The organism is Ensifer sp. 38_S197 (genome assembly GCF_056924495.1).
This window is the reverse complement of the sequence record NZ_JBXOVZ010000003.1, coordinates 61,218-81,203: the sequence shown is the minus strand read 5'-3', so window position 1 is coordinate 81,203 and position 19,986 is coordinate 61,218. Positions and strand designations below refer to the sequence as shown.

21 protein-coding genes are annotated in these 19,986 nt (G+C 58.8%); 12 read left to right on the top strand and 9 right to left on the bottom strand.

The genetic code is table 11. The features are described from left to right. Positions 1-8 precede the first annotated feature (8 nt). From AC1Z3V_RS32805 to AC1Z3V_RS32770, 8 genes are read right to left on the bottom strand one after another with little or no spacing between them, the layout of a single operon-like run. On the bottom strand, positions 9-1,037 hold the full coding sequence (locus AC1Z3V_RS32805) for a TrbL/VirB6 family protein (RefSeq protein WP_483504261.1): 1,029 nt from the start codon (positions 1,035-1,037) through the stop codon (positions 9-11). Between the two features lie 16 nt (positions 1,038-1,053). Continuing rightward, complete coding sequence (locus tag AC1Z3V_RS32800) at positions 1,054-1,281, bottom strand: hypothetical protein (protein WP_483504260.1); 228 nt, start codon at positions 1,279-1,281, stop codon at positions 1,054-1,056. Beyond that, on the bottom strand, positions 1,271-1,972 hold the full coding sequence (locus AC1Z3V_RS32795) for a type IV secretion system protein (RefSeq protein WP_483504259.1): 702 nt from the start codon (positions 1,970-1,972) through the stop codon (positions 1,271-1,273). The genes AC1Z3V_RS32800 and AC1Z3V_RS32795 overlap by 11 nt, the downstream gene beginning before the upstream one ends. A gap of 11 nt (positions 1,973-1,983) precedes the next feature. Further along, entirely contained in the window at positions 1,984-3,057 is a 1,074-nt protein-coding gene (locus AC1Z3V_RS32790; RefSeq protein WP_483504258.1) for a lytic transglycosylase domain-containing protein, read from the bottom strand. After that, positions 3,054-5,510: a VirB4 family type IV secretion/conjugal transfer ATPase gene (locus tag AC1Z3V_RS32785; protein ID WP_483504257.1), complete on the bottom strand. Its 2,457-nt coding sequence runs from the start codon at positions 5,508-5,510 to the stop codon at positions 3,054-3,056. Before AC1Z3V_RS32785 ends, AC1Z3V_RS32790 begins: the two co-directional genes overlap by 4 nt. 2 nt (positions 5,511-5,512) lie before the next feature. Beyond that, entirely contained in the window at positions 5,513-5,812 is a 300-nt protein-coding gene (locus tag AC1Z3V_RS32780) for a VirB3 family type IV secretion system protein (protein ID WP_483504256.1), read from the bottom strand. Positions 5,813-5,814: 2 nt separating this feature from the next. Further along, positions 5,815-6,165: a TrbC/VirB2 family type IV secretion system protein gene (locus tag AC1Z3V_RS32775; RefSeq protein ID WP_404528432.1), complete on the bottom strand. Its 351-nt coding sequence runs from the start codon at positions 6,163-6,165 to the stop codon at positions 5,815-5,817. 11 nt (positions 6,166-6,176) lie between these two features. Next, positions 6,177-7,136 (bottom strand): lytic transglycosylase domain-containing protein, encoded by a 960-nt coding sequence (locus AC1Z3V_RS32770; protein ID WP_483504255.1) that lies wholly within the window; start codon positions 7,134-7,136, stop codon positions 6,177-6,179. Positions 7,137-7,295: 159 nt separating this feature from the next. Between AC1Z3V_RS32770 and AC1Z3V_RS32765 the strand changes: the two genes are divergently transcribed. The 7 genes from AC1Z3V_RS32765 (at position 7,296) to AC1Z3V_RS32735 (ending at position 12,375) form a co-directional block, all read left to right on the top strand. After that, complete coding sequence (locus tag AC1Z3V_RS32765; protein WP_483504254.1) at positions 7,296-7,904, top strand: hypothetical protein; 609 nt, start codon at positions 7,296-7,298, stop codon at positions 7,902-7,904. Further along, positions 7,901-8,437 (top strand): thermonuclease family protein, encoded by a 537-nt coding sequence (locus AC1Z3V_RS32760; RefSeq protein ID WP_483504253.1) that lies wholly within the window; start codon positions 7,901-7,903, stop codon positions 8,435-8,437. The genes AC1Z3V_RS32765 and AC1Z3V_RS32760 overlap by 4 nt, the downstream gene beginning before the upstream one ends. Continuing rightward, complete coding sequence (locus tag AC1Z3V_RS32755; RefSeq protein ID WP_483504252.1) at positions 8,434-9,126, top strand: thermonuclease family protein; 693 nt, start codon at positions 8,434-8,436, stop codon at positions 9,124-9,126. The genes AC1Z3V_RS32760 and AC1Z3V_RS32755 overlap by 4 nt, the downstream gene beginning before the upstream one ends. 101 nt (positions 9,127-9,227) lie before the next feature. Beyond that, positions 9,228-9,797 carry a hypothetical protein gene (locus AC1Z3V_RS32750; RefSeq protein ID WP_483504251.1) on the top strand — a complete coding sequence of 190 codons (570 nt, stop codon included), beginning with the start codon at positions 9,228-9,230 and terminating at the stop codon, positions 9,795-9,797. Positions 9,798-9,815: 18 nt separating this feature from the next. After that, positions 9,816-10,232 carry a hypothetical protein gene (locus tag AC1Z3V_RS32745; protein ID WP_483504250.1) on the top strand — a complete coding sequence of 139 codons (417 nt, stop codon included), beginning with the start codon at positions 9,816-9,818 and terminating at the stop codon, positions 10,230-10,232. A gap of 680 nt (positions 10,233-10,912) precedes the next feature. Next, complete coding sequence (locus AC1Z3V_RS32740) at positions 10,913-11,242, top strand: sunset domain-containing protein (RefSeq protein WP_483504249.1); 330 nt, start codon at positions 10,913-10,915, stop codon at positions 11,240-11,242. A 395-nt stretch (positions 11,243-11,637) separates the two neighbouring features. Beyond that, entirely contained in the window at positions 11,638-12,375 is a 738-nt protein-coding gene (locus AC1Z3V_RS32735; RefSeq protein ID WP_483499430.1) for a hypothetical protein, read from the top strand. A 6-nt stretch (positions 12,376-12,381) separates the two neighbouring features. Here the strand turns inward: AC1Z3V_RS32735 and AC1Z3V_RS32730 are convergent, their stop codons facing one another. Next, entirely contained in the window at positions 12,382-13,755 is a 1,374-nt protein-coding gene (locus AC1Z3V_RS32730) for an ISNCY family transposase (protein ID WP_483499432.1), read from the bottom strand. A gap of 256 nt (positions 13,756-14,011) precedes the next feature. On the opposite strand from AC1Z3V_RS32730, the gene AC1Z3V_RS32725 reads away from it, so the two are divergent. Genes AC1Z3V_RS32725 through AC1Z3V_RS32705 form a run of 5 tightly spaced genes read left to right on the top strand, consistent with a single transcriptional unit; the run spans position 14,012 to position 19,958 of the window. Next, the gene (locus AC1Z3V_RS32725; RefSeq protein WP_483504248.1) at positions 14,012-15,220 is read left to right on the top strand and encodes a tyrosine-type recombinase/integrase; all 1,209 of its coding nucleotides are present in this window, start codon (positions 14,012-14,014) and stop codon (positions 15,218-15,220) included. Beyond that, on the top strand, positions 15,217-16,749 hold the full coding sequence (locus tag AC1Z3V_RS32720) for a tyrosine-type recombinase/integrase (protein WP_483504247.1): 1,533 nt from the start codon (positions 15,217-15,219) through the stop codon (positions 16,747-16,749). Before AC1Z3V_RS32725 ends, AC1Z3V_RS32720 begins: the two co-directional genes overlap by 4 nt. 38 nt (positions 16,750-16,787) lie before the next feature. Next, on the top strand, positions 16,788-19,103 hold the full coding sequence (locus tag AC1Z3V_RS32715; RefSeq protein ID WP_483504246.1) for a hypothetical protein: 2,316 nt from the start codon (positions 16,788-16,790) through the stop codon (positions 19,101-19,103). Further along, positions 19,096-19,551, top strand: coding sequence for a hypothetical protein (locus tag AC1Z3V_RS32710; RefSeq protein ID WP_483504245.1), 456 nt, complete (start codon positions 19,096-19,098; stop codon positions 19,549-19,551). Before AC1Z3V_RS32715 ends, AC1Z3V_RS32710 begins: the two co-directional genes overlap by 8 nt. Further along, on the top strand, positions 19,551-19,958 hold the full coding sequence (locus tag AC1Z3V_RS32705; RefSeq protein WP_483504244.1) for a hypothetical protein: 408 nt from the start codon (positions 19,551-19,553) through the stop codon (positions 19,956-19,958). Before AC1Z3V_RS32710 ends, AC1Z3V_RS32705 begins: the two co-directional genes overlap by 1 nt. Positions 19,959-19,986 lie beyond the last annotated feature (28 nt).

The following is a 19,986-nucleotide window of genomic DNA, read 5'->3' as shown; positions in this document are numbered from 1 at the left end:
TTCGCCCCTCAGCGAGGCATGCTGTTGTTGCTGATGCGGTTCTGCATCGCCTCAGCACTGGCATTTCTAATGTTGGCTCTCATGCCTTCCTGGGTCCGCGCCCTGGCCCGCATGCCTGCACTGGCAACGGCCCCCGCCAGCCGTTGTCCTCCCGACAGGGCCGACATAGGCGCGGAAATACCGGTCAACCGACCGAAAGCACGCGCAGCGTTGCCAATGCCGGCCGCTACGCCGCCGGTAATGCCCTGGGCGAGAACCTGAATGTTGAAGAGGACGAACGCGCCCGCGGCGCAGAGCAACAGGAACGCGGAGATGTCGCTGAGCTGAAGGCGTCTTTCGCTCGCAGCGCTGCTGACCTTTGTCAGTTCCGGGTCCATTGCTGCGATCAGGAACGCGGCCACGACATAAACGAAGAGCGGGATCAGCGCATACATCAGCACCTGTTGGAACCATGCAACGCCCAAGCCTCTTGTCTGGTCGAACAGCATGCAGCCGATGAAAATCGGCGCGGTCCCGATCAGGACCCACATCATCACTTTGGCGAGCAGTAGGATCGCCAATGCCACGGCAATGAACACCGCCACGGCAAACATGATCAGGATGCCGACCATCGACGGCAGCACCGAAAAATATCCCGACTGTTCTGCAAACGCGGAAGCGGCCTCGTTGGCCGTTCTCCAGATCATCGAAAGGCCATTTGTCGGTTCCGTGATGCCGGTCCCTGTGGCGGTTAGGATCGCCCGGCCGACGTCTTCCGGCGTGTCGTTCAGCCAGGAGTAGAACAGCGTGTTGAAGTAGTCCCACTCCCTCACGAGCGCGAGGATGATCAACATACGGGTCACACGCCCGATAATCTCGCTAACGCTGACTCGGGCAGTCCCCATGAAGAGTTGTAGCCCGTAGTAGCCCGCATATGCGATGAACATGATGGTCAGCAGCGGCACGATTTCGTCGCCGACGATCCCGTATGCTCTTGCTGAAAAATTCGCGCCAGTCTGTTCGATCCTATCCAGCAGCGCGCCAAGGAAATCGTTCATCGGTGGGAACCCTTCCTCATTCAGTCGCCATCGCGTCGATTCCGGCGAGGGCCGCTGCCGCCTCGCCATTTACACTTGTCATAGGGCCGCATTCCTGACGAGGATCCGGCGCGTAAGAGGTCAGGTTGGCAGGCCTCTTGCAGGGCGCGGTCTTCTCTTTTGCGGCCGTGCCGCAACCGGCGAGGCCGGCCGCGATCACGACGGGAAGGAGAACCTGTGCTGTCAGGATGATTTTACTGGTCACTATAGGTGAGTGCCTTCTTTGAGTTGGAGATGTCCGTCAGGCGACGCTGGTTATCGGCCTGGAGGGAGGACACGGCGCCGTTCATCACGCCGATCAATTCGTTGACCGTCAGGCCGGCTTGCACTTGAAGCTGTGTATTCTGGTCGATCGAGCCCTTGATATCCTTGGCTTGACCGATGTTTGCCCCCGCTTGCTCGAAAGACGTGCGGCGGGTCTGGACGGCCTTTTGCGAGCCGGTGACGAGGGCGGCGACACCGAGAACGGTGTTGACCATTTCCTCGTATGACTTGTCGCCCGAGAACGAGCTGCCTGTCTGGCCGGAGAGGTTTTTCACGAGTTGCAGGCCGTTGATGAAGGTTGTCGCGACCTTGCCGATGTCACCGCCCATACTGCCGAAATTCGGCACGCCGCCTGACATAAGGCTGTCGAAGGACGGCATTTGGGAGACGCTGAACCCATTGCCAATGGCAAGGTTCTGCATCTGGTTGGCGTCGCTACCGCGATCACCGGTCACTGCCTGAAGGGTCTCCTGGACCGTTTTCAGGACTTCCTTGTTGGTGCCAAGAATCTTGTCGGTCGTCGCCGACGTTTGCTGCGCAATCTTAAGATTGGCGCCGTCGATGACCGGTACCTGGGCAAGAGTTGTGGATGCAAAAGCCAGCGAACAGGCCGTCAAAATCAAACGTCTCATCGCAGTTCTCCTCATTGAGCGTTCAACATCAGTTCTACGTTGGCCTCACGTTCACGCTTCTGGACGCAAGCCTTCTCCTTTGGGCTCCATTCAAGCCGTTCCCGTGGGTCGCAAAGCCCAGTCGTTTCGCGGTTAGTTCCGAAATCGCTTGTGCGCGACGATCCGGACAGGCCGCCAACATCGACGGCGCTACGAGAGTTCATGAGATCCGCCATCGTCGTGCCAAGACGAATGACCTGGTTCATCATTTCGAGGTTGGCATTGCGAGCGCCGGAGTTGTGGTCCCAACTGTCCTGGACCGTGCCGCTGTACATTCCGCCCAATTGCTGCAGCCACGACGCGACGTTTCCGCTGCTCTCGCCGACCGCCTGAGAGGTCGCCATGGAATTAATCGTGGAATCGCGCATGCCGGTGAAGGCCGTCGAGCCACCGCCGTAGTTCACCGGGATATTGGCAACATCGGAACCGCCGAAGGCCGGCAGCCACTTTTGGGTGATGTTCGCGACGTACCCTTGCGTTTCCTTGAAAGGGGGGATCCCGCCATACTTCTGGACGTTCCCAGGACCGGCATTATAGGCGGCCAGCGCCAGATTGGTGTTGCCGTTAAAGCGGCGGAGTTGCTGTTTTAGATAGCGCGCACCACCCCGAAGATTGTCTTCGATATTGTGGGGATCGACTCCAAGGTCTTGTGCCGTGCCCGGCATAAGCTGAGAAAGCCCGATCGCCCCCACGGGCGATTTCGCACAGGGATTGAAGCGGCTCTCCTGGTAGACAAGCGCCATGAAGAGTTTTTCATCGACACCTTCTTCCTGAGCAACACGCTTTACCAAACCGGCAATCTCCGGATTGGCAGTCGCCGCCGAGGCCGGATCGCCGCCTCTCCCTGGCCGATAAACCGAGCACGTCACACCTTTGCTGACGGCGTGTCGATCGCTGTCGGTCTTTTTGATTTCCCTCGTCGTCTGGTCGCGGGTGGTATCGGTCTTGAGAACCTTGTCATCGATGACGGGCACCTGAGAGAGCGCCGGTGCGGTTTCGACAAGAGACAGTGCAGAAATTACCCACAAAGCAGGACTTTTCCTCATTCGGCCTTCTCCCATCCGCAGAATTCAGCCAGCCAGTTTTCCGGCTCGTCGCCATGTCGTTCCCGAAGCGCTGCGCATTCCTCAATCGTCTCCTTGCGCCCCGAGAGCACTTTCACGAGATCGGGCATGGTGGAGAGATCGAGCCGGGCAATGACCGAGTCATTGCCGTGTTTGATGAGGAAGGTTCGCTTTTCGGGTGGGGTATTCTTGATGAAGTTAAATTCCTTCACCGTCAGGCCAAAACGCTTGATGTAGCTCTCTTCGTCGGCGCGGGGGTTCGGGAAGTGGATGTTGGTTGCGGACTGCTCGATCAACGTGTGTGAGGCTTTTGCCTTGGCGATATCCGCCGCGGACTGAGTTCCGAAACCAACAATGCCGTTGAGCTTGCGGATGGTCTTCATCTTGTCGACGATGAACGCCGAAAAGGTCTCGTCCATGAGAAGCTGCCAACCTTCGTCCATGAAGAACATGACGGGGTTTCCGTCCAGCAGCTCATCCAACCGATGATACAAATACATCAGCGCCGGTGTGCGCAGGTCCTCGTTTCCGAGAATGTTTGTCATGTCAAAGCCGAACACGCTCCGGCCTGAGAAGGAAAGGACGTCATGCGCGGCGTTAAAGAGCCAGGCCTTTTCGCCGTCGATCCAAGGTCGAAGGCGCGAATGAAGATCGTTGGCGTCCGCCCGCGACCGACCGACCAGCAACCCGGCCAGGTTCGGCAGATTCCGCTCCGCCGCAGGCTCCTGCATCAAACGGACGATTGCCCGTTCAAGAGTGTCCTCGTCTTCCTGATTGAATTCGCTCCGATCACCGGACCGCAGCATCGCCTTCAGCAGCCGAAGCAGGAATTCGCGGTTCGGGCCGGTATTATCGAGCTGCAGCGGGTTGAAGCCGGTCGGCGTCCCCGGCGACAATACCTCATATGAGCCTCCAATCGCCCTTACAAAGATCTCCGCACCACGGTCCTTGTCGAAGAACACGGCCCTTGGTGTCGGTGAAACGCGCATCGCCTGCGCGAGCAGGAACGTTAATGCGACCGTCTTACCGGAGCCGGTCGGCCCGGTGACAAGGAAGTGGCCGATGTCACGGCGATGGAAGTTGAACCAATACGGCGTTTGCGACGTCGTTTCGAGGATCGTGATCGGCAGTCCCCAATGGGTGCGATCAGCCAGACCCGTTGCGAAATTGTGCATCGACGAGAGACCGGAAAAATTCGCACTCGACAGCATTGCCTTGCGGGCAATGTAGCTGTGGTTGCCGGGCAGTTGCGCCCAAAATCCCGCTTCGAGGTTCAGGTCCTCGCGAAGCCAATTGATGTTCATGTCGGTCAGGCACGCACCAAGTTCAGAGACGGTGCGACTGACGCCGGCGAGGTCGCGGGACAAGCACAGCAGCGAAAGATGGTGGAAGCCGAACACGGCTTCCTGGTTCATTAGGCTATTGAGCGCATAGTCGATGTCCTGCTCGACCGCGCTGCCGGATTCATCCGATGCCCTGATTTGCCGTTGCAGACGGCTTATTCGCTCTTGCGCAATCGGCTTGTCGGCGATGGTGAAAGATTGCGTCAGAATGAACTCATGGTTCACCTGCAGCAGGCCGTCCAACATTCCCGGTCCCGTAAAGGGCGGATATTCTTTAATCGATAGCAGTGCGCCAAAACGGGTATCTTCGTCGACTGCCGCCTGAGCCTGCATTGTCCGCTTACTGAAATGCAGCCGCGACGTGCCGACATAGTTGCGGATGCCCATGCGCGGCAGGCGCATTTTGCGCGGCACACCACAGGTCAGGATAGCATTGATGAATTCGCAGGGCTCGGAATAGGGTTCGCCCTGTTTCTTTTCATGCCCCTCGATCGTCGCCTCGTCGTCATTTCTGCGACGATAGGTAATTCCAAGTGCTCGGGCGCCGTACTTATGCAGGTCCCGCACGATGTTGCCGATCAACTCTACAAGCTCGGAAACATCTTCACGGGTTTGCTGGACCCGTGCGTCTTTGCTGGTCTTGTCGAAGAGCTTCTTTAGCGAGTCGCCAACGCCGAGAGCACCCCGCATTCCAGACCGCACGATGGTCAGATAGATTTCGTTCGTGAACATGCGCTTGTGACGCAGTTGCTCAACGTAACGCCTATTCAGCAGATCGCAGAATGGCTCGTCGAACGCGCCACCGATCTCGGTTTCGACTTCGCGGCGGATTACAGTGGACCAAAGGGAATAGCGGCTCGACCCCAATGCGCGGATCATCGTGTTTTGCACAACGGACCGCATGTTAAGTTCAGCCTGGTCCTCGGTTTGAAAGAACAGCCCATCCAGTTTGATGACGCTCAAGAGTGAACCGTTTTCCAACCCGATCACAGTGTCGGAGACCTGACTGAGGTAGGGTATATGGGTCGACATGGGCCGCTCGTTACTAGCGACCCGTCCAAATCCAAGCTCTTCTTTCACGACTTTCAGCATGATCACGGTCCGTAAGAGTTGGTGCCCCAAAAACGCTTGTTGCGCGTGCGTGGCGTCTTGCGAGACGTCACCTGCAGCACGTCGAGGATTTTGTTGTCCCAGGTGCAGAGGGAGAACAGAACGATGTAAGCGACCGGCGCGATGAGCAGCGCGAGGAAGTGGTTCGTCGCCAGCCAGCCGATAATGGTGACCCCGACGATCAGCACCACCGCCATGTATGGCACGCTCCAAAGCGTTGGAGATCGAGTTAACCCGATCACCAACGGAGTAAGAGCCGGCCGTTCGTCGGAAAACTCGCTCATGCTCAGTTGCTGCCGACGGACGAAATCATCTGGTCGACGATCGCCGGGGCTCCGAACACAAGACCAATACCGATAACAACCGCACCCGCTGTGAACCACGAGAGACGTCCGGCAAAGGCGAGGAAGCCAAGGCCGATGACAGCAATGATCGCCATCAGGCGGCCGAACGGACCGGTGATGAAGTCAACGATCATCTGGACGGCCGTTTGAAGTGGCGCAAAGGCGCCTCCGGCTCCGCCGCCTGCCTGCGCAAAAGCAATATCGGCGCCAACAACCTGAATGGCGGCTACCATGCCGAATATCGCCATAAGCTTCAGCGCTTGGGTTTTGTCTCTCTGTACACCCGTCTGCATGTATCTCTCCTTCAGAAGTGCATTACGCCACCGACAAACGTGCCGGTTTTCTTCACGGCGATGACGCCGGCATCGCCGCTGTCATCCGCATCTGAGACCGCTTGCGAAGCGGCTATTCTCGCCTTGCCTTTTGCCGACGGCATCGGCAGCCCGAGCTGGTAGTTGATCACCTTGGCCACGTAGCCGACGGTTTCCTTGAACGGCGGGATACCGCCGTGCTCATAAATCCGATGTTCGCCGCTGTTGTAGGCGGCCGCAACAAGAAGGGGGTTTTGAAACTCGTCGAGGAGCGCCCGCAGGTACTTCACCCCGCCCTCGATGTTCTGAGCTGGATCACAGATGTCCTCGACGCCCAAGCGTGCAGCCGTCGCCGGCATGAGCTGCATCGGTCCGCGGGCGCCCTTTGGTGAATTGCGGCTCTGGTCAAAACCACTTTCCGCCCAAGTGATCGCCGTCGCAAAACGCTCGTCCACACCGTATTTCCGAGCCGTCCGGACAACCAAAGATTTGATTTCGTCTGCGCCTAACGGAGAGGGGCCGCAGGTTTGTGCTTCGGATTGGCCGCCCTCAGCCGTTCGGGATGCATCAATTTGCTCTAAGTTTCCGATCGGAGGTTGCAAAACTCCAGGCCGAAAAGTGCCATCACCTGCAGATCGAGTGTGGCCTATTTGTGCATCAATTTGATTCGATCCCCCAAGATTACGGAGGTCCTCTTGCGTTTCGGTCGCTGGTTTCACAACGCCGTCAGCGCCAAAGACGAACTCTCTTTCGGATCCAGACCAACGCTCCTCGAAATTCGTCGCGAGTGCAGGTCCATCGAGATTTTGCCAAGTGCTTCTATTATTTACAATATTTTGAATTGTATTATCGTCCTTGGCGTGAGCAGTCCCACCCCAAATCAGTGACAAAAGGGCGGCGCTCACGAAAGTGAGCCTGCCCGAAATGCCTGCTGTTCTAGCCCTTTTTTCCATCGTCCTCCGCCTGACTTGCGGTGTTGTGATTGAAATAAAAACTGTTTAAGTTGGTGCGCGGATGACATCGATTTGGTTCAGCGATACAACTTTTTGCGGATCACTTAAACCCCCTTTTGCCGGGGGATCGGCAGAAGCAATTTGGATAAGGGCTAGAAAATGAAACTGACCATCATTGCCGCGCTCGTAGGTGGTGTAATGACAACACCCGCTTTGTCTGCCTCGGACATCGACAAGAACTACATCAAGTCACTGGCAGCGCCGGGTAAGACCGTGCTGGTGATCGAGTATTACGACGGAAGTGGCAAAGTCACCGATCGCAAGGGTTACGCGACCACGGCTGGGTTCAAGGCCGTATCGCCCACGGACTTCAGCGTTGACGACAAGACGACACTTCGCCTCTACGGGCTCGAGCCCTGCAAAGGTGAAATGGTCAACCGTAGTGAAGACTTCGCCGGGAGCTGCGACGACTTTGCACAGAAGCAGCTCCAAATCATGCTGCAAAACCCAAAGGTCGTCTTTTGCCGCGCGTTCGTGAGCGAACAAGGCGCGCCCCTTCAGAACGCGACGTGCTACGGCTATTACAATTTTCCTGGCAGTCTCGATTCCGTCGATATGTTCGAAGAGCAACTGCTATCGCTGGGCGCACTACGCCTGTCGCAGAAGCCTGACGGAACGCCCGCTCGCTCGGATCTCACCAAAGCTGAGGAGATCGGGCAAAAAGGCTCTTTCGGGATGTGGGCCGATCCAAGGGTAAAGGGGCAATGAGAGAGTTTCTCATTCTCCTACTGACCCTCTTCCCGACATCCGCCGCCGCCGCGCCAGATGGATATTTCGATCTGTTGCCTGGCGTCACCTTGGAAACCGGCGATACGTGGACGTCGGATGGCAAGCGCTATCGGCTCTATGGTGCTCAATCTTGCCTGCGCGGCACGTCTTACACGGACAATCACGGGCAGAAGCGCGATTGCGGCGAGGCCTCCCTTGCCGTACTCGCGGCATATATCAAAGACACCAAGCCTGTTTGCGCACCGATCGTTAAAAAGGACGGTATCGCCTACGTGGTCTGTTACGCGACCGTTGGAAACGACCGGCTCGATCTGGCGAATGTGCTGATCACGAGCGGCTACGCCTTCGCGGCCCTCAACGGTGAGGGCCTGCCCTACCACGTTCCCTATGCCGTGGCCGAGCAGCTTGCCCGCGATAAGCGCGCCGGCCTTTGGCAGTTCGAAGACGTTCAGCACCCGGCCATTCTTCTGAGCCGCGAGGTGAATGCGCGAAACAAGAAAGCGGATCAATGAAGCGATACCTAGCCGCTACCGCAGTTCTCACCGCGATCATTCTGCCAGCTACCGCGGCTGACCTCGTCGGGAATCCCGATGCAACCTGGCGGCGGCAGGGCGACACTCCGGCCCACGCGTATCCGGTCTTTAAGGGTCGCGTCGCGGTCATAGATGGCCGGACTCTCTGGTATCCGCAATTCCCCCAGCGTGTCCGCCTCGCTGATATAGACGCCTGCGAGCTGCCACAATGGGCGCTCGACCCTAAGTGGCTGGACCGCCGGCGACAACAAGCACCTTCGCCCGTTCCCTGCGGCCCGCTCGCAAAGTCCTGGCTCAAAAGGACCATCGGCAGCAAACCGGTCGAATGTAGCGTCATCGCCTATGGTCATGATGGTATCCCGCAGGCCCGTTGCACGACGAGCGGGCAAGATATTGCGGTAGAGATGCTTCGGGTTGGTTGGGCGCGCGTGGCCTCACCATACTCGCACAACACTCCGTACATGGCCTATCAGCGGTACGCCATGGCAGCCCGCTATGGCATGTGGGCGACCTACGTTCTCGATATGAACGAGTGGCGGCGCAAAGCCGTAGACAAGACGCTCGGCCGCCAGCCGATCGCGGACGCCAATCTTCTCGCGGATCGCGAGAGCGAAATCTCGCCACCCTTTATCGATGCTCGACGGAAGCCAAGGAGGACAGACCGATAGGTGACGGATTTCGCTCAAATTGAGCACCCGCCAGCGCGCGATCGACGCGGATCTTCGTCGATCGGCTGTTTCCCGCCGCAACCATCACGAGGACCACCTGAATGAAACGTATGTTTTTCGCCACAGTCGGTCTCGCCGCGTTTGCGCTTGCTCCCCAAGGCGCCAAGGCACAAGACGCCACCTGGGGCTGTCAAGTACTCCTCTGCGCCGCCTCCCAAAGTCCGTCGTGGCAAGGCGTCCCCTATTGCGTACCGCCGATGACGAAGCTCATCAACGCGATGAAGAAGCCCGGCTTCTCTTGGCCTATCTGCCACGAGGCGAAGGCGGGTAAACCTGGTCGCGAGCAATTTGAGGATTGCCTGGCTGGCACGAACATTGGCTACAGTGAAAGCGGTCGCGATGGGGTGAAGCGGACTCCGAACAAATGTGTTCAGGTCGTCGACCGGTGCGAGAACCGCAGTGACTTCCACGCCCGTTACGGCAACGCGGACGCCAATGCTCGAGCAAATATCGAACTGCGCACTCTATACAACGACTGGGACAATCTGAGCAAAAACGGATGCAAGGTCCAAGTCACCATGCCTCGACCCCAACGTTCAAATCCTTATTTCTTCGACATTCCGAACGACAAGGGGGTCAAGGAACGCTTCTGGTTCAACCTCAGAACCTAATCTGTCGGGAAGGCTGCAATGAATCAGAACATGCTTTTGGTGATCGCCGCCAGCGTCGGTCTCGCAGCCGGCGCTGGCGGCACATATCTCGCCACGTCCGGACCTGATGTGGACTCTCAAGCAATAGCCAAGGCGGAGTTGGTCGCGGCTATCTCCGCTGATCCGTCACTTTGCGCCGTGCCGATGGTCGAAACGCCCTCAGAGGAGCAGGCTCTTGCAGCGTTTCGAAAGGCGCACGCCGCCTCGCCACTCGTATGGGATCGAAACAACATGCCCGAGATCTCCTTGAAGCTCGGCCAGTGTGACAAAATCGACACCGATCCCGGTGTGGTCTGCATGACGTCTGTAAAAATGTCACCACAAGCTCAGCCTTTAGATCGTGTTGTAGGCTTCTCGAAGTCCGCCACGGGCGAATGGGTGGCAACAATCAACTAAGCCGACCGTTCTTGGTCGGGAGAAGAAGCGGCGGCCGCAGGCGGCGCTAATCCCTTCGAGAGCCGTATGCAAGGCCGCGTCCAGTTCATGGGCATTCAAACGGCCCCGTGTGGCCATTAGATAAGCTGCAATATAGGTCAGTTTCAGCCTCGATTCCTGATCGTCGCGGGGCTCATAGTTCACGATCGCTGCCCTTGCGGTTTCTTCCTCACGCGCAGCGCCCCGTTGCGCAGCAATATGGCTCTTCATTAGGCCAGCCAAGGAAGCTGGAGCTCTCGGCTTCAAATTTTCCGTCATCGTAACCCTCAATCCCAGGCTCAGATGTTACCCCTCGGCTTCGAAATTGAAGGGGAGGGCAGCAGCCCCGCTGCTGCTCCCCGAGCTCGCGCGGAGCAGCGGAAGCGAGGGGGACAAGCGCTAAACCGGAGGGGGATCACCCATCCGCAGGGCCGGTCGGCGCAGCCGACTCGTGCTGCAGGCCGAGGCCGAAGCATGGGGAGACGGGTTTAGTGCTTTGTGGGGGGAGAGAGGGCAGCGGGCACTCTCCCCCTCTCAGCGAGTTGAAAAGATGCGCTTTCGTGGCGATGAGCTGACCTCAGAATCATATTTTAGCGATTGCTTTGACAATCTTGCGACTTTGACGTTCAATTCCTGTGCAACCGCGATGGCATGGGGGAGACATGCGCCATCAATACCGGAGAATTCCACATCGCCGCAAAACCTCACTGCTGCGTGAAGCGCCGGCCCTGCTAGTACTCATCGGGGTCACCGGCATCGCTGGAGTGTCTTCGATCGAGGGGTGGGTCGCAGAGCCATCATCGCTCCTCTCCACGATCGACCCAAGCTGCAATATCAAGGGCAATGTCAGCATCAATACCGGAGAGCGAATCTACCACGTCCCGGGGCAGACGTTCTATTCGGAGACGGTGATCAACTCGCGCTACGGCGAGCGCTGGTTCTGCAGTGAGGCCGAGGCGCGTGCAGCTGGATGGCGCCGTGCACGGAGATAAGGACTGAGGCGGCACTGGCCCTTACTTCCTGGCTGCTGCGGGATCTAGTTTTGTGTGCGAAGTCCTGATCGAGGACGATTTGGAACTCGAACATTATCGCAGTTGAGGTTTCGATGGGGATGATATTGTGGCGGCAAGGTTGAACTGTCCGCCGCTGCGCAAAGTTAAAATGTCACTTTGGACACGTCTTCAGCCATTTAGACATGCGACACGCGACATCTCCACTGGGACAGAGGCAAGCCCCCGACCGGACCGGCTGGACCGGGTTGCAAGGGCAGGGAGGGGGCGGGTGGTGACGCTCCCCTTCGGCTTTAGCTTTCTCAGTAGCAATTGTTTTGTCGCCGGTTGATACTCGCTTGCACCTGCATAGGGCGAGTAGGGATCACAGCCGCACGATGCTTCCGGAAATCAAGCTGAAGGGTGACGTCGATGTCGCCGCACTGTCCCCACTTCTGCGCGGTATGCTTCTTTCGGTTGCCTATGCTGACGGTGAGGGCGGCATAGGATTGACGGCGACCGGCGCCATGAACCGCAAGTTCGTGCATTGGGCCGCTGTGCACTTCCTTTGGCCAGGCTTCACAGCCGAAGACCTCTACAGCATGAACAAGGTGCTCAATGAAAGCGACATGCCACCGCTTTGGGTCGTGCGCGACATGACCCGTCATCTGAAGCTTCTTCGCCGGAAAAAAGATGTGCTGCTGCCAACCAGACGCGGCCGGGAGTTCCTGGTGAACCCGCAAGCCTTCTTCGATCTGGTCGCCACGGATTATCTCTATTCGTATGTCCATACCACCGAGCGGGAGGAGGAGGTCCGAGCGCGGTTACGCTGGTGGCGCATGTTCCTCAATCTTCTCAATATCAAAGCCAGAGAAGGGTGCACGCCAATAGACGTTGTGAAGATCCTCTATCCAGACTTGGCGCCTCTGTCGGACACCGAAATGACCATAGAAACCTGGAAGTTGAAATCCGACCTCCAATATGGCGTCTTTCGACGCTTGTGCTGGCTCGGTGTGCTCTATGAGGCACGAGAGGGGCTCACGCTCCTCCAGGATGGAGCCTTCCACAAGACGCCACTTTGGCCAGCTTGCCTGCAGTTGGAATCGGATACGCAGAGCGACATCGGCGTGCATTGACGCTCTTTATTCCGCCGCTGGCCGCCTCATCAACGCTTTCTCTCGTCGCGCAATCACCGCCGGATCGTTCATGAAATCCGTCCGCTTGCCCGGCCTGCGGCCACGCGGTTTGTAGCCGTTCTTGTCGCTGTTCGTCTTCACAACCGGCTTTTGCTCCTGGTCCTGGCGCTCCTTGATGTAGGTCAGGAGTTCACCGAGCCGCTTGTTCTCGGTGATCGCCGCATGCGTCACCCGCTGGTCCTTGTCGAACACCCGGTATGGCAGGGAATGCCCCTTCCAGCGCACATCCAGCCTGCCGTCGGCAAGCGCGTAAGTCTCGACATAACGACCGACCAGCCCGCGCGTCACCTCGTTCTCTTCCAGCATGATCCGCTGGCGCTCGAACGAAAACGTCAGCTGGGCACCGACATAACGCTGCTCACGTTTGCACAGAACGTCGCGTAGCCGATCCGGGGCAAGGTTCAGCGGCCGATGCAGATCCTCAGCTCGGGCAGGGGTAATGGCAAACTGGCGGTTATAGCGCTCCATGAACCGAGGCAGGAAAGCGTTGCCATCATCCATGCCGCAGATGCCCTCCAGACGCAGATCCTTGATCAACCGGTCCTGTAGCGTCCGGTTCATTCGCTCGACCCGGCCTTTGGCCTGGCTCGAGTTTGCGCAAAGAATCTCGATGTTTAGCTCGCAAAGCGCACGCCCGAACTGGGTCATGCCCTGACCGCCCCTGGCATCCTTCTTCGCAACCCGGAACACCGAATGCTTGTCGGAATAGAAGGCGACGGGAGCACCATGCGCCTTCAGATAGAGCTCGAGCGCCTCGAAATAGCTGAACGCGCTTTCCGAGCGCACAAACCGTAACTGCATCAGCTTGCCAGTCGCATCATCGATGAACACCAGCAATGAACAGGGGTCACCGCGATCTTCGAACCAACGATGCTCGGATCCATCGATTTGCACCAGTTCGCCATAGGCCTCGCGCCGCAATCGTGGCTGATGGAACGTCCGTCGCTGCTTGCGCGACAGCCACAGGCCGGCCTCCGACATCCATTGGCGCAAGGTCTCGCGCGACACCGTCAGACCATCACGCTCCGCAAGCTTCTCGGCCGCCAGCGTCGGACCAAAGTCCGCATAGCGCTCGCGCACGATCGCCATGGCATAATCGCGCACGCCGTCACGAATCCGATTGTTCGATGGCCGGCCAATCGCCTTGTGCCTTATCGACGCTGCGCCGTCTGTGCGGATCCGATCCAGCAGCCGACGCACCTGACGGGTGCTTAAGCCAAGCACATGCGCCGCCGAAACCAACGACATACGTCCGGCGACCACTTTCGACAAAACCTCAATCCGCTGCAGATCGCGTTCGCTCATCGCAATCAATCCCATCCGCAATCTCCCAGGTCATCAAAACCCGGGGAGAGTGACATTCCAACTTTGCAGGATCAGGACACTTCAACTTTGCGGCTACAGATATATGTCACATAAGCTTAATTATGGAACTGGACGGTCATTTGGGAAGTGTTGCTTTTTCGGTCCTAATGACCTTTTAGGCAATCGTCCGAAACCGTCGTGAACGGTCATTTGGCTGTTGCGTTCTCGCGCTACATCGAAGTGTAGCGCGTCCTTTCACCTGCAACGCAACATGCCACTCAATCTCAGTTCGACATCGTTGCCGCCAGCGACGGCTGGTTTGATCAGCGCCGGTTCGTCCGGGATCCCTCGGTTCTGGGCGACGATCTGGATTGACGTGATGAAAACGTCGCTGGCGCCTTCGACGCGCCGCAAACATCTGTCCGCTCTGGATCGTCTCTATAACTCCGTACAGCGCCAGCGCGGCAGTGATTGCCTCGACCGGCTGATCGCCGAGGCCGACGCCGATGCACTTGAGGACTGCTTGGTCGGCTTTCTGGCGCAGCTCCGCAACGAGGCCGCCGTCACCAATGTCGATAAGACATCGACCTGGACATCCGCCGTCAGCTTCGTGTCCGACATGCTCCGCTTTTCTGGAAACTCCGGCGCTCGGGCTTCCAAAATGGAAGCCAGGCTGCTCAGGATCGACACCCTGTACCGGCAGCTCGCACCGAATCCAGGAACGCCGGCGCCGCCGGTCCGTGCGCTGCCGCCCTCGGTGGTCGAGGACCTATATGAAATCTTCCGGCCAGATTCGCCGCGAAATCCCTTCAAGACCGAGGCGCTGCGCTGGCGCAACCTATTGATCTTCATGCTGCTGCTGCGTCTCGGACTGCGTCGCAGCGAGGCAGCGCTGCTGCACACCAATTCCTTCAAGGAAGACTTCGATCCGGAGGCCGGAAAAAGCGTCCACTGGCTCGACATTGAGGAGACCGAAGACATTGATCCACGATACGAACAGCCGGGCTTAAAAACCGACCCATCGCGGCGACAGCTTCCACTCTCTCAAGAGATCGTCGACTTGGCGCTGCATTACATCCGCAATTATCGCGGTCGGGCGAACTGTCCTTATTTGCTGATCTCGCAGAAAGCCAAGCCCTTGGCACTCCGCTCGTTCGGGAAAATGTTCGAAATCGTAACTGACGCCCTATCGGACAGAGCGAAAGACTCCCTTTCGAAACAGGGGCTTGAGAGCGTTTCTTGTCACGACCTGCGGCACACGTCGGCGGTCATTCGCATGAGGCGGTATCAAGATGCAGGCAACGACGTGGACAAGGCACAGGAGAAGCTGCGCGTGTTCTTCGGCTGGTCCAAGGCCTCGAACATGCCGCGCCTTTATGCCAAGGCCTACTTCGAGACCAGGCTGGCGGAGGTCTGGGACGAGAAGTTCGACCACTTCGTCGACGCTCTCAGGCGCACGGTTCCGGAGGCAGGCCGTTGAACACTTTTGCCGCCGAGCTTGATCTCGAGTTGCTTGCTGAAATCGTCAATGTGTCCGCCAAGCTGCCGCCGCTTCCGTCCGTCGTCCGCTACTTCGACGACTTCTCGAATGAGACACGGTCTATAAGGTGGGACGAAGGTGATGTTGTTCTCCACCTCGATGGCGCCCGTATCCGCCTCGAACTTTGGAAGCTCGGGCCTGCTGAGCCGATCATGCGCCAAATTATGACCGACTGGTTGAGCCGTCACGACCCACACACTGTTGCAATCAACACAGAACGCACGATCAAGTTCGCCGAAGATCAGGACATCGAGGCGCTGCTCGAATTGATGATCTCACCTCCACACGAAGCTCGCACCGTATGGACATTGAAGATTCTCCCCAAAGTAACAGCATCCCAATCATGGGCTTTGAGAGCGATGCTTCATTCGCTCTGTCGCCTCAACATCGGTCATTGGTCATCTCCAGCAGCCTCGATCGTACGAGGGCTCAAAAGCCCGAAGGTCGACAAATACCGTGTCGTGCGCGCTGGCGACTGCTTTCTGCCGCTCGACCAGCAGGCGATGATCGTCAACTACATCGATGACATGTGCGCGGCGCTGGCCGCTGAGCCTGACGCTATCGAGAATGCCGGCCTGCGCGACGTCTGCATGCTGGTCATGTCGTACCAGTACGCTTTCCGGCCTGGGCAGATCGCGCGGATCGAGCTTGCCGATGTCCGGCTCTTCTCGACGGGCGCAGTGCACGTCGCCGTCTCGCTGATCAAGCAGAAGGACAACATCAAGCGAATTCGCGTCACCAGGAGGATCAAGCGCGAATGGGGTGCGCTGTTCAATGAGTTGGTGAGGCGCCGCGATAGTGGTGTCATGCCGCCGGAGGAGGGGGTGCCCCCTCGCCTGCTGTTCGGCCTCAAGCCGCAAGGCGTTAGCCGCGCCATCATGGAGCTGACCGAGGACCTGACCGGCGAAGCCTGGACGCCGACCGCCCTGAGGCACACGGCTGCGCAGCGCCTCGCGGACGGCGGCATCTCCCATGTCGGACTGACAGAGTTCCTCGGGCAGACCAGCGACCGGATCGCCAACGTCTACTTCGACACCTCGCCCGCCCAGGCGCAGCGCATCAACGAGGCCCTGGCGATCTCGCCGATCTATTCGAACCTTGCCAAGATCGCCAAGACCAGGACCATCGACAAGGCAATGCTGCTCGGGCTCCCGGCCGACCAACAGATCGGGGCCGTGCCGCACGGCATTCTCATCGCGGGGATCGGCGGTTGCGGCCTCGGCCAGAGCCTCTGCTTCAAGAACCCGGTCCTATCCTGCTACACCTGTTCGAAGTTCATGCCGGTTGGCGAGCCGGACATCCACCAGGAAGTGCTTGAGAGCCTGCGGCCCGTGGTGACCGAGTTCGCAGCTGCCTCCCGCTACAACCAGCAGTCTCCCGCCTACGGGCAGCTCAAGACGACCCTCGACGCCGTCCGCCGCGTTGTCGAGGAGCTGAAGGCAGACCGCATGTCCGAGGATCAGACATGAACCCGTTCTATGCGGAATACATCGCCACGGCCAAGATCTTGGCGAAGGCGCGCGGCCTCAATTGGGATCTCGTCTGCGACGATCAGGGCAAGGTCAGCAAGGATACCCGCTGGAACCTGACCGAGCTGGTCGGCATGTTGCCGCCCCCAACGCTTTGGCTGGGGCAGATCGGCGTCGATCCGGTGGCATTCGGCAAGCTCAACGAGATCAGGCGACGAATGAATCAGCAGCCTCTTGTCTCTGGCCCGATGCCGCAACATTGGCGTGACCTGTATCAAGCGGTCTTCGTTCATCAGCTCCTCGTTGGCAAGACCAAGCCGCAAAGTGCAATGCTGGTGGCTCAGGGCGTCCGACGGATGGCGCCCGCCGCTGGAACCACGCCTCCGTGGGCGGTGACGCCCGAGCAGATCCAGCAGGCCTACAACGCAGTTCTGCATTCCGGGGATTCGGGCAAGCTGGCACTCGACTTCGTCACCACGGTAAGAAACATCCTCGACCGGCAGAAGCTCGCCGACATCCCCGCGCTCGCCCGTTTTTGCATCCCCTACCCGACCAGCGAATCCCGTTCCGCCCAGCAGCAGACCGAGACCCTTCGAAAGCGGCAGAATGCTCATGGCGGAAAGGAGGGCCTCCGCCGCTCGCTCGCCGAAAGGAAATCGGCGGCGAAGTTACCCGAGGACCGCGCGTTCTGGGAGTTGGCGCGGATCGTGTTCACGCAAACGCCTCGCTCCTTCTCCGACGCGATCCGGTTCGCCGTCTTCAAGGTGCAGATCATCATGGGCTTTCGGATCGGCGAAGCCGCCCGCTTGCCCTTGGACTGGAAGAGATGGCGCGAATATCTGGATGCCGACGGGCGTCCGGCCGCAGAACGCGGCGGCTTCTCCCGCTCGTTGATGATCCGGCACTTCGCGGAAAAGCAGGACGAGGACGAGCGCCCTGAAGGCATATCGCTTTATGAGAACACTCAGCATGTCCCGCCGATGTTCGAGGAAATCCTCATCGAGACGCTCGAGCACGTCGAAAAGATCACAGCACCGCTACGCGAGCGGCTGAGACGGCAGACGGAGACGGGGCGCATCTTTCCCGAATACCCCGAGGACGCACTGGTTCCCGCCTGGGAAATGTACGTCAGGATGACGGGCAATATTGCTTTCTCTGATCCAGACATCCCCATGAGCTTGGTCGAGAATTACCGACAAACCTATGATATCGAGGCACTCGATAAAATCAGGCAGTACCAACTTAGCGGCTGCCCTCGGATGTTTCCCCGGTTCTGGGGCGCTCCTGCGCAACGAGGCATCCCCGTCAGAAAACCATGGGCAAACTCTATGTACGGCCGGGCCGACTGGCGGACGGCCCGCGTTCGCGTGGGAGATGTCGAGCGACATGTCTGGGAAAATCGCACGACCAAGCTGTCAGATACGATGCCGACCAGGATCACAGACGGTACCCTGCTCTACCCTCACGAACTCATGTTCATCATGCCGGTCAGGAACGTAATCGAAGGTCGCAACAACGGCATCCTCGACACCACGATGTATTCCGCAATTGGTCGCATCGACAGGGGCGACCTGATCGGCTCGACCAGCGGCAAGGGCTGCGAAACCCTGTTCGAGCGGTATGGAATGACCGAGGAAGATCGCGCTCTTCGGCTTACCCCGCACGCCCTGCGCCATCTCCAGAACACCGAGCTATTCCGTCTCGGCGTCGCCGATACGATCATCACCAAGAGGTTCAACCGGCGTAGCGTCCAGCAGAGCCACGTCTACGACCACCGCAGCCTCGCCGAGGACCTCGCCGACATCGATCTTCCGCCGGAAGCTGAGGAGCGCCTTGGCGACAAGGCGATGCAGGTCTTCAAGCTGATCTCGGCCAACAAGGCGCGTGGTCCCGTCGTCGATGAGTTCCACCGCGTCCAACTCGAATACGGTGACGAGGCCGCTTTCGACTACTTGAACGCCGAGGCAGACGGCCTGCACGTGACGCCCTACGGCCTGTGCATCAACAGCTTCACCAGCGACCCCTGCCCCAAACATCTCGAATGCTTCAACGGATGCCTCCATCTGGCGCGGACGGGTGTCATCAGCGAGCAGGATAACCTGGAGCGCATGCGAGACAAGTTCGCAAAGGTGATCATCACGCTGGAGGCGCTGCCCGAGGATCGCCGCAACATTGGCTGGGCGAACCAGCTTCTCCACGCCCGCCTACGGTATGAAAACATCATCAAGGCGCTCGGCACAGAGCCGGGAATGCAGGTCTTCCCGGACGGCAATGACCTGTCCGTGACGGCCGAGCAGAAGGCCGGCGCCACGATCATCGACACCATGAAGCGCCTGAGGGATCTCGATGATTGATAAGAGCCAGGTCCTCGAGGAACTGCTGGAGGCGATGATTGCCGAAGATGAGGACGTCACCGTCCGTGCCGTCTGCAGGCGCAGCGACGGCATCTTCAAGCACGCCACTGACATTACCCGAAATGAAGCCCGTCGCCGGACGGTCGAGGGAGCGATCAAAAAGCAGGAAACCATCCGCACAGCTGTCAACCGATCCACTAAAAAGTCCCGCGCGGAGCTTGAGAAGCTCGCAGCAGCGAAGAACGCCGAGATCGAGCAGTTGCAGGCCGACAAGGAACTGCTGATCGCGTCGCATCGTGCGATGATCCTGTCCGTCGCCGAAATGGGCGGCTTTGCGACATGGAAGCGGTTCTTCGAGCGATATCAGGCAGCCATCGACCGGTTGGAGCAGTTGGGTAGCCTCCCCGCGGCGAGCGTCATCAGCCTGTCGTCGCGGAGGGACACCTGATGGCGCGGGGCACCGGCAAAAGCGGCGTCGAAATCGCCCAGGAGCATGTCGATGCCCTGATCGAATACCTGGAACGGCACAAGGACGAGCCGCTTCCGAGATACGGCGTCGATCTGAACAAAAGTATCATAGCCAAGGAATGCGGCTTTGACCGGCAGGTGTTCCGCACCAATCCGCGTTGCGCCGAAATCCTCCGCGACGCCGACGACAGAGACCGCAAGGTGAACCTGACACGACTGGACCAGGCTGAGGCCGTCCGGGAGCAGAAGGCGAAGACCGATGCCGACCAGATGGCGCTTGAGGAGGAGAACCTTCGTCTGTTGGCCGAGAATGCCTCGCTGCGCCGGGAGTTGGATCGTCTGAAACGACTGAGCGCTGTGATCGCCGAGACTGGCAGGCTTCCATGATTGGGTTCTCGAAGTCTGGTCCTCGGAG

Excerpts from the sequence above, each read along its gene's own strand:
- AC1Z3V_RS32805 (WP_483504261.1), bottom strand. The coding sequence starts at position 1,037 with ATGAACGATTTCCTTGGCGCGCTGCTGGATAGGATCGAACAGACTGGC.
- AC1Z3V_RS32795 (WP_483504259.1), bottom strand. The coding sequence starts at position 1,972 with ATGAGACGTTTGATTTTGACGGCCTGTTCGCTGGCTTTTGCATCCACA.
- AC1Z3V_RS32790 (WP_483504258.1), bottom strand. The coding sequence starts at position 3,057 with ATGAGGAAAAGTCCTGCTTTGTGGGTAATTTCTGCACTGTCTCTTGTC.
- AC1Z3V_RS32785 (WP_483504257.1), bottom strand. The coding sequence starts at position 5,510 with ATGCTGAAAGTCGTGAAAGAAGAGCTTGGATTTGGACGGGTCGCTAGT.
- AC1Z3V_RS32780 (WP_483504256.1), bottom strand. The coding sequence starts at position 5,812 with ATGAGCGAGTTTTCCGACGAACGGCCGGCTCTTACTCCGTTGGTGATC.
- AC1Z3V_RS32775 (WP_404528432.1), bottom strand. The coding sequence starts at position 6,165 with ATGCAGACGGGTGTACAGAGAGACAAAACCCAAGCGCTGAAGCTTATG.
- AC1Z3V_RS32770 (WP_483504255.1), bottom strand. The coding sequence starts at position 7,136 with ATGGAAAAAAGGGCTAGAACAGCAGGCATTTCGGGCAGGCTCACTTTC.
- AC1Z3V_RS32765 (WP_483504254.1), top strand. The coding sequence starts at position 7,296 with ATGAAACTGACCATCATTGCCGCGCTCGTAGGTGGTGTAATGACAACA.
- AC1Z3V_RS32760 (WP_483504253.1), top strand. The coding sequence starts at position 7,901 with ATGAGAGAGTTTCTCATTCTCCTACTGACCCTCTTCCCGACATCCGCC.
- AC1Z3V_RS32755 (WP_483504252.1), top strand. The coding sequence starts at position 8,434 with ATGAAGCGATACCTAGCCGCTACCGCAGTTCTCACCGCGATCATTCTG.
- AC1Z3V_RS32750 (WP_483504251.1), top strand. The coding sequence starts at position 9,228 with ATGAAACGTATGTTTTTCGCCACAGTCGGTCTCGCCGCGTTTGCGCTT.
- AC1Z3V_RS32745 (WP_483504250.1), top strand. The coding sequence starts at position 9,816 with ATGAATCAGAACATGCTTTTGGTGATCGCCGCCAGCGTCGGTCTCGCA.
- AC1Z3V_RS32740 (WP_483504249.1), top strand. The coding sequence starts at position 10,913 with ATGCGCCATCAATACCGGAGAATTCCACATCGCCGCAAAACCTCACTG.
- AC1Z3V_RS32735 (WP_483499430.1), top strand. The coding sequence starts at position 11,638 with ATGCTTCCGGAAATCAAGCTGAAGGGTGACGTCGATGTCGCCGCACTG.
- AC1Z3V_RS32730 (WP_483499432.1), bottom strand. The coding sequence starts at position 13,755 with ATGGGATTGATTGCGATGAGCGAACGCGATCTGCAGCGGATTGAGGTT.
- AC1Z3V_RS32725 (WP_483504248.1), top strand. The coding sequence starts at position 14,012 with ATGCCACTCAATCTCAGTTCGACATCGTTGCCGCCAGCGACGGCTGGT.
- AC1Z3V_RS32710 (WP_483504245.1), top strand. The coding sequence starts at position 19,096 with ATGATTGATAAGAGCCAGGTCCTCGAGGAACTGCTGGAGGCGATGATT.
- AC1Z3V_RS32705 (WP_483504244.1), top strand. The coding sequence starts at position 19,551 with ATGGCGCGGGGCACCGGCAAAAGCGGCGTCGAAATCGCCCAGGAGCAT.